Source organism: Anaerocolumna sp. AGMB13020, assembly GCF_033100115.1.
Taxonomy (GTDB): Bacteria; Bacillota; Clostridia; order Lachnospirales; family Lachnospiraceae; genus Anaerocolumna.
This window is the reverse complement of the sequence record NZ_CP136910.1, coordinates 1,804,938-1,816,464: the sequence shown is the minus strand read 5'-3', so window position 1 is coordinate 1,816,464 and position 11,527 is coordinate 1,804,938. Positions and strand designations below refer to the sequence as shown.

The window sequence follows — 11,527 nt, the reverse complement described above, 5'->3', positions numbered from 1 at the left end:
AGGTACGCAGATGGGAGAGTATATGAAGGACGGTGCATTTTATACAGGAAGCTATCCGAATCTACTGGCGGAAGCAGGACTATCGGAGCAGGAAATCAACCGCAGGATAGAGGAAGCATTTCACACCATGTTTTTTGATGAGCAGGAAAAGTTCTATTTTGAAATGGGTCAGGACAAAGGTTATATGATGGATACCGGAAATTTTGATGCAAGGACCGAAGGCATGAGCTATGGCATGATGATGGCGGTGCAGATGGACAGGAAGGATATTTTTGACAAATTATGGCTTTTTTCAAAGACATACATGTATCAGAGCAGCGGAAAGTATGAAGGATATTTTGCCTGGTCCGTAGCAACAGATGGGAAGAAAAATGCGGAAGGACCTGCACCGGACGGAGAAGAATATTATGCATTGGCACTCTTTTTCGCTTCTCACCGCTGGGGAGAAGGAGAAGCACCTTTTGATTACGAGGCGCAGGCAAGGAATATCTTAAAGCATTGTATTCATCAGCATGAGCTGACGGAGGAAGGCAACCCAATGTGGGAGCCTGAGAACCATTATATCAAATTTGTTCCGGAATCCCCTTTTTCCGATCCATCCTATCATCTGCCCCACTTCTATGAGCTGTTTGCGGAATGGGCAGAAGAAGAAGACCGGGAGTTCTTTAAAGAAGCGGCAAAAGAGAGCCGGAGATATCTATTGCTGGCATGCCATCCGCAGACAGGCATGGCACCGGAATATGCGGAATTTGATGGTACGCCAAAGAGGCTGTTCCATGACGGTCAATTTTATTCCGATGCCTATAGGGTTGCCATGAATATCGGATTGGAGAAAGCCTGGTTCAACAAAGAAGAAGCCCTGGGAGAGATTATTGACCGGTTACAGGCATTTTTCTCTGAAAATACAAAACTGGGTGAGTATGACAATTATCTCATTGATGGAACCTCTCTGGGGCAGCCGGCACTTCACCCTGTAGCTATTATAGCCACCAATGCGGCGGGGTCATTGGCAGCCAAAGGGAAATACAGAATGGATTGGGTCAGAAATTTCTTGAATACTCCTCTTAGAAAAGGTGAGAGAAGATATTACGATAACTGTCTGTATTTCTTCTCCCTGCTGATGCTGGCAGGTAGATATCGGATATATTGATTAGAGAAGGAGGGAGACAGAGCCGTTAGCCGGCAGTGTCTCCCTTTATTGGAATTATACATTTGATGCTCTACAGGAAGCTGTAAACAGACGGAGGTTTTATGGGAAATGGAATCAAGTTCAGGGGAAGACTGGTCTTTACGCTTGCAATGGCAGTACTGCTCCAGGGCTGCCTTCCAAAAGAGGAAGTACTGCCGGAGGCCCCTGTGATAAAGACAGAAGAGATGAAAGCGTATAAAAAAGCAGAGGTCATGAGGGGAGATATCATAGAAAGTGTGTCAATTGACTGCACCTATACGGCGCTTAATAAGGAAGACTTAAAGTTTTCCATCAGTGGAAAAGTCATTGACCATATCTATGTAAAAGAAGGTGACAAGGTAGAAAAAGGAGATATCCTGGCTGACCTGGTTATGGACGATACACGAAGTAAGATAGAGGAATATAACGATAATCTGGAATCCTTGAATCTGAATCTTTCGAATCTGAAGGAATTAAAAGGGCTTGCAGCTTCAAGTCTTAAGAAGCTCAAAGCCACAGAAGGCTATACCGTAAATATCGGTGAGCAATATGAAAGAGATATTTCAGGGTATGACAATGATATGGAAAAACTGGAGGATAGTATCTATATCACTCAGAAAAGACTTAAGAATGCCAGGGAGGATTTGAACAAGCACAGAATCCTGGCAGGAATGAACGGTATGGTATCTTTTATCGCCGGTTACAGAAGTGGTGACTTTTCCAAGGCAGAGACGACTCTGATTACTATTTATGATCCAGAGGAAATGCTCTTTTACGCTGAAGGAGAGAATGTCAAGTATCTCGCACCGGGTGATAAGGTAACGGTTAAGATGTTTGGAGAAACGGTGGAAGCAGAGGTCCTTGCTCTGGATGAAAAGAAAAATGAAGCCGAAGGCCTTTACCTAAAAGCTGTGAAAAAACCAGAAAGGCTTCAGATGGATGCCAAAGGAGAAATCACCCTGATTTTAAAGGAAGCCAGGGATGTGCTTTATCTGCCTGCATCTGCTGTCCATGAAGAAAACGGAACATCTGTAGTTTATGTAGAGGATGAAGATGGCTTCAAAAGCGTGAAGGAAATAAAGACCGGATTTATTGCAGAAAGGAAAATTGAGATTCTGTCAGGTCTTGAGGAGGGCGACAGTGTCATACTGGAATAGATTGGGAGTGAAATGTGCAGTAGTATGTCTGATGGTGCTTCTGCTAAGTGGTTGTGAAAAAAAGGAGCAGTCCGTGCCGGTGCTGTCAGAGTCAGCAGGAACACAGCTGGAAACCGCGGTGGTTACCAGAGGTGCTTTGTTTGAAATGAGCACATATGACGGAAAGGTGTTTCCGGAGCTGAAGGAGATTACCTTTGGTGCGGAGGGTACAGTAGCTGAAGTTAAGGTAGCCCTGGGTGATACGGTGAAAAAGGGAGAAACTCTGTTCCTTTTAAAAAACGAAGGACTGGAAGAGGAACTGGCGTCCCTGAAGAAACAGCTGAGAGATTCTGAAGTGAACAAATACTATGAATTGGAAATACAGAAGCTGGAGCTTGAAATTCAAAAACTTACACTGAAGCAGAAGCAGGAAGAGAAGGCGCCGGCTATAGAAATCGCACAGATTCAGGCAAATTATGACCGGCAGAAACTGCTGCTGGAGCAATACATAAAAGTGAAGGATTTTGATGAAAAGAAACTGCAGGTAAAGATAGAGGAGTTGGAGAAAAGCCTGAACTCCTTTCAGATTACAGCACCTGTTGACGGTAAAGTGGTTTATTTAAAAGAAACTCATTTAAGTATGCCAGTCAAAGAAGGCGATATCGCTTTATACCTTGCAGATTATTCCGGGCTCTATATCCAGAGTGAGTATCTGGAAGAAGCTCTGGTAGAAAAGACTGAGATGGTGTATGCACTGATAAAGGGCAGGGAGTATCCGCTGGAATATGATCCCTATACGGTTGAGGAACTGCTGCGTATGAAGGACAGCACCACCGGTATGGGCAGTCGTTTTCGATTCAAAGAGAGCGGTGATTATGCTTCCGGAGACTATGGTTGTATCTGTCTAAAAAATAAGGTGGAAAACAATGTCCTCAGTATTCCAAAGACTGCGCTGAACAGCGACGGAGAAGAAACTTTTGTTTACCTGGTAATTGATGGTTCCCTGGTAAAACAGGTAGTTAAGACGGGAGCAGAGACCAGCATACAGGTGGAGATAAAAGACGGACTGAAGGAAGGAGATGTGGTATATGTCAAAGGCTAGAAAAATAATATGCCTCATAGCAGCAGGCAGTCTTGCGCTTTCTCTGATAACCGTCAGAGTTACCCTGGCGGAAGGTAAGTCCGTCTTCCAAAAGACCGGAGAGGAAAGCCATAAGACAGAAACAGCAAAGACCGGGAAGGATAACCCAAAAACAGAAACAGCAAAGACCGGGAAGAAAAACCCAAAAACAGAAACGGCAAAGACCGGGGAGAAAAGCCCTGAAATAGAAACAGCAAAGACCGGGGAGGAAAGTCCAGAAACAGAAACGGGCATGGCCGGAGGAGAAAACCCAGAGACAGAAGCATCTAATAACGGAGGAGAAAGCCTTAAGACAGAATCTGATCAAGACATAGAAGTAAGTTATGAAGAGGTCGTAATCGGTAATTATGAGGAAAAAGGGACTTTAAAGAACCTGGAATGGAAATTTCTCAGATATGACAGCTTGTCTATACCTTATCCCAACGGCACCTTTGTTAACTATCTGGTGGAGGAAGGACAAGAGGTAAAAAAAGGAGAGAAGCTGCTATCCTATCGGCTTCCTTTTGATCCAATCGGTCTGGAGGAGAAGGAACTGAAGCTGAAGCAGAATCTTGAAGCATATGAGCTGGCCAGCCGGCAAAGAGAAGCGGAGATAAACGAGAGTGAGAAGCGGCTTAAAATTCTGGAACAGGGGACCTATGATGAAAAAATAGCAAAGCTGAACCTGGAGAAGCAGAAACTTTCTTTTCAGCAATATTGTTACCAGACAGAAAAAGCCCTGGATATACAAAAAGAAGATATCAACACAATAAAAGCAAATGAAGAACTCCAATATCTGTATGCTCCATATGATGGAATCATCCATAAAGGGGATGGCGTTTCGGAAGCTATGGAGATTGACAACCGGAAGGTGTTATTGACCATTCTGGATAAAAAGAGTGCCGTATTAGGCACAGAGGTAAGCGGAAATGAAAGCCTTTGGTTTGATATGAAAGTTTCGGTGACAGGTATCACAAACCGAAAAGAAGATAAGGATAATCTTCACACGGGCAGAGTCCTTTCCAGTGATTCTTTGTTCGAAGGAAAGATAACAACAGGTATGCTGTATGTTGCAGTGGATGACCCGGAACTAATGAACACCATCCAAATGGCTAATATTTCAGCGGCAGCTGTAGCCGTTGAGCAGGTTCCGATTATTCCGATTAAGGCAGTTAAAACGGAAAATGACCGAAAATTCGTGTACCAGAAGGACAGTGACGGCAGCCTCAGACGACAGTATATTACCGGCAGAGATAATGGAACGGATATGTGGGTGTACAGCGGTCTGTCTGCGGGACAGAACATAGTAGTGGATTAGGCAGGGGGTTCTTATGTTTAAATATGTAATACATAAAATATTGAATAAAAAATGGATGGCTGCCAGTCTGATATTGGGGAACCTTCTGCTCATTGGTATGGTGTCAGGAAGTGTGGTCTATTCCAATGCAGTATTGAACAGGCTGCTGGTGAAAGAACTGAATAATGCCATGGAGACTACAGGAGTTTATCCTTTGCAGACTGCAGTGGAGATCCGAATGGACAGGACCAGAAGTGATGTTAGCGTAGCGGGTAAGGTAAAGGAACTGGAATACCTGACGGACAGCCTTTCCTCCGATATGCAGCTGAAAGCCAGGGAAATTATCAGAAATTATTATATTCGCACCAACTATCTGTATGCACCGGAGGAAAAAGAAGTAAATTCCCAGGTATTGGACCTTTCTTTTCTTTCCGGTATGGAGGATCATATAACCTTTCTTTCCGGTAAGACCTACAGCAACAAGCTGGTAGACGGTGCCATTGAGGTTATCGTAAGCCGGAAAGCCATGATGGAGCAGGATCTCATGTTAGGGGAAGAGCTTTATCTGGCAGATGCCAGGGATAAAGAAGGAAATCCCTATAAGATAAGGATAACCGGAGTCTTTCAGAATGCAGAAAGTGAGGATGTCTATTGGGTAAAAAGTCCCGATTCCTATTCCAAGCAGTTTTTTATGGAGGAGAACTTATTCCGGGAGCTATTTGTAAATTATGAAGCACCAGAATATAAATGGAACAGTATCTTTTATGTGCTTATGGATTACAGCAACATCAAATCGGGGCAGGTAGGAAACATGTCATCTGTTCTGGAACGGTTCAGTGAAAAGGTCAAAGCCATGGACTGTTACAGTTACAAGGAATACTTTGGTGAGTTGTTACAGGATTTTCAAGTGAAAGAGGTCAGATTAAATAACATACTTTTTCTGCTGGAAATTCCTATTTTTATATTGCTGCTGGTATTTATCTATATGGTAAACAAGCAGATGATGTTAAATGAACGTGGAGACATTGCCATGCTGAAGAGCCGGGGGGCCTCAGGCGGGCATATTATCAGGATATATCTGTATCAGGGTATCATCTTTTCGATTTTGGGATTGTTACTTGGCATCCCACTGGGGCTTTTTTTCTGTTACAGCCTTGGAAACTCCAATGCTTTCCTGGAGTTTGTATCAAGAACTGCTCTTAAGGTGGATTTTACAGGAAAGGCTTTTCTTGCGTCTTTGCTCTGTGGGGTGATTTCCCTGGTCATAACCCTGGCACTGGCTTTTTGGCACACCGGTGAGACCATTGTATCCTACAAGAGGAAGCTGAATAAGAAAGCCGGAAAGCCAGTGCTCAAAAGTCTGGTGGCAGGTGCTGTATTCCTTGGTATTGCAGGCTACAGTCTGTATAATTTCAGACTGCATGCAGATACACTGGCAGCCGGAAAAGGTCTTGATCCGCTGTTGTTCTGCGGAGCTATTTTCTTTATACTGGGAATGGCTTTTCTGGTGCAGGGATTGTTCCCTTTTATGACGGAGGTTATCTTCTGTACCGGAAAAAATCATTGGAACCCGGCAGCTTATGCCTCCTTCCAGAAGCTTAACAAAGCTTCTGATAACCAGGGTTTTATTCTGCTTTTCCTTATACTCACGGTTTCTCTGGGGATTTTCGATGCTACTTTAGCCAGAACCATTAACGGCAATGAAGAGGAACGCATCGTTTATACCACAGGTGCAGATCTGGTCTTGCAGGAGAAATGGGTCAGCAACCGGGAGGATATCCAGGCATATGTAGCGTCCTTAAAAGCCATGGGACAGAATGTAGATGAGAGCCAGTTTACTGTAGTCTATACGGAACCGGACTTTGACAGGTATAAGGAACTTGAGGGAATTGAAAAAGTAACAAAGGTATTGATGGATAAAGGGCTTTTGGTAAATGGAAACGGTGGTAAGATCAGCACAGCACTTATGGGGATTCAGACAAAGGAGTTCGGAGAAACGGTAAACTTTAAGAACGGACTGCTAAAGACCCATTGGTATAACTACCTCAACGAAATGGGAAGTTCGGAAGATGGGATACTGGTATCTTCTAATTTCAGGGATATGCTGGGTTATAAGACCGGTGATACCATAACCTGTTCCGGCGAGGAAGGCAGTCTTACCGGCATAATTAAGGGCTTTGTGGATTACTGGCCGTCTTATGCGCCGGTAACTCTGGAAAAAGGCAAAGACGGGAAAGCTGCCGAGGTAAATCAATTCCTGATTGTGGCTAATCTGTCAAAAGTACAGAAAGAATGGGGGATAACACCTTACCAGATATGGATAAAGACCAGCGGTTCCTCTTCTTTTATCTATGATTTTGCTAGTCAAAACAACCTGCAGTTTGAGGTATTTAAAGATCTGTCAGCAAATATCATAGAAAAGAACAACGATCCCTTTTACCAGGGAACCAATGGTATCCTCACACTGGGATTTATTATCATCCTTCTGATCTGTGCAATTGGCTTCCTGATCTTTTGGATTTTATCTATCTTTACCCGAACACTGCAATTCGGTGTACTGCGTGCCATGGGTATGACCCTGGGAGAAATTATAGGGATGCTGGTGCAAGAACAATTCTTTTTATCGGTACTGCCTATCTTCTTTGGAATATTTATCGGAAGACTGGTATCCGGGCTGTTCGTACCCCTGATTCAGATAGCATATACGTCATCTGAACAGATTCTTCCTCTTGAAATCATGGAGCAGGGAGCAGACAGGGTACGGGTATTGGTAATTGTAGCTGCAATGGTGCTTTTGTGTATGCTGATAATCGGTAAGCTTATCTCTGATATGAAAGTGACCAAAGCCTTAAAATTAGGAGAGGATTGAGTCGGATATGAATCAGATTATGAAAACCATTGGAATTAACAGATATTTTGCAATTCCCGGCGGAAACAGTCTTCATGTACTTAAGGATATAACCATGGAAATTCCGGAGGGAAAGCTTACAATCTTAAAAGGCCGCTCCGGTTCGGGCAAGACGACCCTGATGAATATCTTAGGTGCCCTTGATACGGCTACTTCGGGGGAAACAATATTTGACGGTGTACGTCTGGAGGAACTGGGGGAAAGGAGCCGCTGCAGGCTCAGGAGAACAAAAATGGGATTTATTTTCCAGTCGGTTGCCCTTATACCCACCATGAATGCTTATGAAAATGTGGAATACATGCTTCGAATGGCAGGAATAAAAAAGAACCGGAATGACAGGGTGAGAGAAAGCCTTAAACTGGTAGGGCTGGCAGGCAGAATGGATCATATGCCCCAGGAGCTGTCCGGCGGCGAACAGCAAAGGACTGCTATTGCCCGTGCAATTGTCCATAAGCCCAGAATCATCTTTGCAGATGAACCTACGGCGGAGCTGGATACAAAAACAGCTCTTCAGATTGTCAAGATATTCAAGAACCTGACGGAACAGGAAGGGATAACGGTACTGATGACAACCCATGATACAGATCTGATGGAAATGGGTGACCGGGTATATGAGCTGGAGGATGGTGGTTTTGTTGGCAGAGAATAGAGAAGCTTATATGATTCAGTGCGATAACCTGGTTAAGATCTATAAGACCAGAGACAGCGAAGTGCTGGCGCTACAGGGACTGGATATGACAGTCCGGTCAGGGGAGCTGTTAGCAGTAGTCGGTAAAAGCGGCAGCGGAAAATCCACCTTTCTAAATATGATAGGAGGACTTGACAAGCCCTCTGCGGGTAAGCTGATGGTGGATGGGAAAAATCTGTTCACCATGACACAGAAGGAGCTTGTGGAATATAAGAAAAGGACAGTGGGATTTGTCTGGCAAAATAATGCCAGAAATCTTTTCCCTTACCTGAATGCATTGGAAAATATACAGGTTCCCATGCTGTTTACCGGAGAAAAGCAGCGAAAGGAAAATGCGCTGGAGCTCCTGGAGCTGGTGGGTATGTCTCATCGCAAATTGAATAAACTGGCGGAATTATCCGGAGGTGAACAACAGAGAATTGCAATCGCCATTGCCCTGGCAAATGCTCCAAAGCTTTTATTGGCGGATGAACCAACGGGTTCGGTGGATAAACAGACCTCTGACTATATTTTGGATATTTTCAGAGAACTGAACAGAAGTAAAAAGACTACTGTTCTCATTGTAACCCACGATAACGCCCTGGCAAGGAAAGTAAACCGTGTTATTTCCATCCAGGACGGCAAGATCAGCAGTGAACTTCATGCAAGATATGATCTGGAAGCTCTAAAGGAGCTTGCCTGGGAAGAGGGGCATGAAGAATATACCATCCTGGACAGGGCAGGACGCCTGCAGCTGCCTTCAGAAATGCTGGAGAAGATGGGTGTACAGGATAATAAGGTGATTTTAGAATTTGATCAGGACAGGATAATTATTAAGGCGGTTTCCACCTGATGGTTTGTCCCGGTTCTGGTACATCCAAGAAAAAAGTGCAGTTTTACTCGTTCAGTAAAAGGAAGAATAAGCAGCACAGCGAAAGGAGACAGAGGAAATGAGCAGATTGTGGTATGAGAAGCCTGCGGCCTTATGGGAAGAGGCACTCCCATTGGGAAATGGAAGAATGGGAGGAATGGTATTTGGAGGTGTCAGGGAAGAGCACCTGCAGCTCAATGAGGATAGTGTCTGGTATGGCGGTTACATTGACCGGAACAATCCCGATGCCCTTAAAAATCTTCCCAAAATCAGAAAGCTGATATTGGAAGGAAAAATCAGAGAGGCAGAAGAACTGATGATATATGCTTTGTCAGGGACTCCTCAGAGTCAGAGGCCATATCAGTCTCTGGGAGATTTCTACCTGCGTTTTTCTGGAATAGAAGGAGAAACAGAGGCATATGAACGGAGTCTTTCCTTATCGGATGCCATACACAGGGTAAGCTTTCAGACAAATTCCGGTAATTATCACCGGGAGACTTTTTTCTCCTATCCTGATAATGTAATGGTAATGAGACTTACCGCGGAGAAAAAAGGCGGAATCTCCTTTTCAGCACTCCTTGTAAGGGAACGTTATTATGATCATGCCCTGGGGATAGATAAAGATACCATCATGCTGGACGGAAATCTGGGACAGGGCGGACTGGAATTTGCCATGATGGCAAAGGCAGTCACAGAAGGCGGGACCTGTGAAGTAATCGGAGAACATCTTATTGTTAGAGAGGCAGATGCGGTAACCTTGTTATTTACCGCAGGTACAACTTTCCGATTCCCAGATTTAAAGAAAGCTCTGGAGGAAATACTGAAAGAAAGTTCAGAATATTCCTATGAGGAATTAAAGAAACGTCACATAAAGGACTACAGAGAGCTTTTTCATAGGGTGGAATTTCAAGTGAAGGAAGAAGTGGAAGCGGATAAGCTGCCCACGGATAAACGTTTGGCTGCCTTACAGGAAGGGAAAGCGGATACGGGTTTTGCCCGGCTTTATTTTAATTACGGACGTTATCTCCTGATTTCCTGCAGCCGTGAGGGAAGCCTTCCGGCGAATCTGCAGGGAATCTGGAACAAAGACATGCGCCCGGCCTGGGATTCCAAATATACGATAAACATCAACACAGAAATGAATTACTGGCCGGCAGAGGTCTGTAATCTCTCTGAATGCCACAGGCCGCTCTTTGACCATATCAAGCGCATGATGCCAAAAGGCAGGAAGACGGCTGAAAAAATGTATGGCTGCCGGGGGTTCGTTGCCCACCATAACACGGATATCTGGGGGGATACGGCAGTTCAGGATCATTGGATTCCCGGTTCCTACTGGGTGATGGGAGCAGCCTGGCTGTGTACGCATTATTGGATGCATTATGAATACACGGGAGATGAAAAATTTCTGGCAGAGGTTTTTCCGGTGATGAAGGAAGCAGCTTTATTCTTTCTTGATTATATGATCGAGGATAAGGGGTATTTAAAGACCTGCCCTTCTGTTTCACCGGAGAATATCTATATACTGCCGGATGGTACCAGAGGTGCTGTTTCTGCAGGTGTTACCATGGATAACCAGATTCTCAGGGATTTATTCAGTCAATGTCTGAAGGCAGCAGAAATTCTTCATATTCAGGATGAGATTACAGAGCAGATTGGAAAAGCCATAATGCAGCTGGTGCCAACAGGAATCGGAAAATATGGACAGATACTGGAATGGGCGGAGGATTATGAAGAGCAGGAACCGGGACACAGACATATCTCTCATTTGTATGGGCTTCATCCCTCAGATCAGATAACGGTGGATGGGACACCGGAGTTGGCAAAAGCTGCCAGCAGGACCCTGGAGAGAAGGTTGTCTCATGGAGGGGGTCATACCGGCTGGAGTCGTGCCTGGATCATCAATCTCTATGCCAGGCTGTGGGACGGGGAAAAGGCCTATTATAATCTGGAGCAGCTCTTTTCCAAATCTACACTGCCTAACCTTTTTGACAATCATCCTCCTTTCCAGATAGACGGAAACTTCGGTGGAACCGCAGCTATAGCTGAAATGCTGGTACAGAGTACGGTGGAAAGAATCGTACTTTTGCCGGCATTGCCAAAAGCCTGGAAGGATGGAAGCGTAAAAGGCCTGCGTGTAAAGGGAGGTGCCAGCCTTTGCCTGGAGTGGCAGGAGGGCTGTCTGACCGGCTGCAGTCTTAAGGCAGACAAAGAGCTTCATACTATTGTAGTCTATGGAGTGTACAAGGAGGAAATCCATTTACAGGCAGGAGAAGAAAAACAGCTTGTATTTCGATGATAAACAGAATATTTTTATACCTCAAGTCTGATTGCTCAAATAAACATTCTATTCTATAATAAAA

Annotated in this window: 8 protein-coding genes; all 8 read left to right on the top strand. The window is 44.5% G+C overall.

Annotated elements, in window-relative coordinates; translation table 11 throughout:
• Window positions 1–10: 10 nt before the first annotated feature.
• Window positions 11–1,150, top strand: a complete 1,140-nt coding sequence (locus R2R35_RS07175; protein WP_331670254.1) for a glycosyl hydrolase family 8 — start codon at window positions 11–13, stop codon at window positions 1,148–1,150.
• A gap of 101 nt (window positions 1,151–1,251) precedes the next feature.
• The gene (locus tag R2R35_RS07170) at window positions 1,252–2,325 is read left to right on the top strand and encodes an efflux RND transporter periplasmic adaptor subunit (protein ID WP_317733821.1); all 1,074 of its coding nucleotides are present in this window, start codon (window positions 1,252–1,254) and stop codon (window positions 2,323–2,325) included.
• Complete coding sequence (locus R2R35_RS07165) at window positions 2,309–3,406, top strand: efflux RND transporter periplasmic adaptor subunit (RefSeq protein WP_317733820.1); 1,098 nt, start codon at window positions 2,309–2,311, stop codon at window positions 3,404–3,406. The genes R2R35_RS07170 and R2R35_RS07165 overlap by 17 nt, the downstream gene beginning before the upstream one ends.
• Window positions 3,393–4,742: an efflux RND transporter periplasmic adaptor subunit gene (locus R2R35_RS07160; protein WP_317733819.1), complete on the top strand. Its 1,350-nt coding sequence runs from the start codon at window positions 3,393–3,395 to the stop codon at window positions 4,740–4,742. Before R2R35_RS07165 ends, R2R35_RS07160 begins: the two co-directional genes overlap by 14 nt.
• A 13-nt stretch (window positions 4,743–4,755) precedes the next feature.
• A complete protein-coding gene (locus tag R2R35_RS07155; protein ID WP_317733818.1) occupies window positions 4,756–7,590 on the top strand; it encodes an ABC transporter permease in 2,835 nt (944 codons plus the stop codon).
• Window positions 7,591–7,597: 7 nt separating this feature from the next.
• Complete coding sequence (locus tag R2R35_RS07150) at window positions 7,598–8,278, top strand: ABC transporter ATP-binding protein (protein ID WP_317733817.1); 681 nt, start codon at window positions 7,598–7,600, stop codon at window positions 8,276–8,278.
• The gene (locus tag R2R35_RS07145; RefSeq protein WP_317733816.1) at window positions 8,241–9,149 is read left to right on the top strand and encodes an ABC transporter ATP-binding protein; all 909 of its coding nucleotides are present in this window, start codon (window positions 8,241–8,243) and stop codon (window positions 9,147–9,149) included. The genes R2R35_RS07150 and R2R35_RS07145 overlap by 38 nt, the downstream gene beginning before the upstream one ends.
• A gap of 97 nt (window positions 9,150–9,246) precedes the next feature.
• On the top strand, window positions 9,247–11,463 hold the full coding sequence (locus R2R35_RS07140; protein WP_317733815.1) for a glycoside hydrolase family 95 protein: 2,217 nt from the start codon (window positions 9,247–9,249) through the stop codon (window positions 11,461–11,463).
• Window positions 11,464–11,527 lie beyond the last annotated feature (64 nt).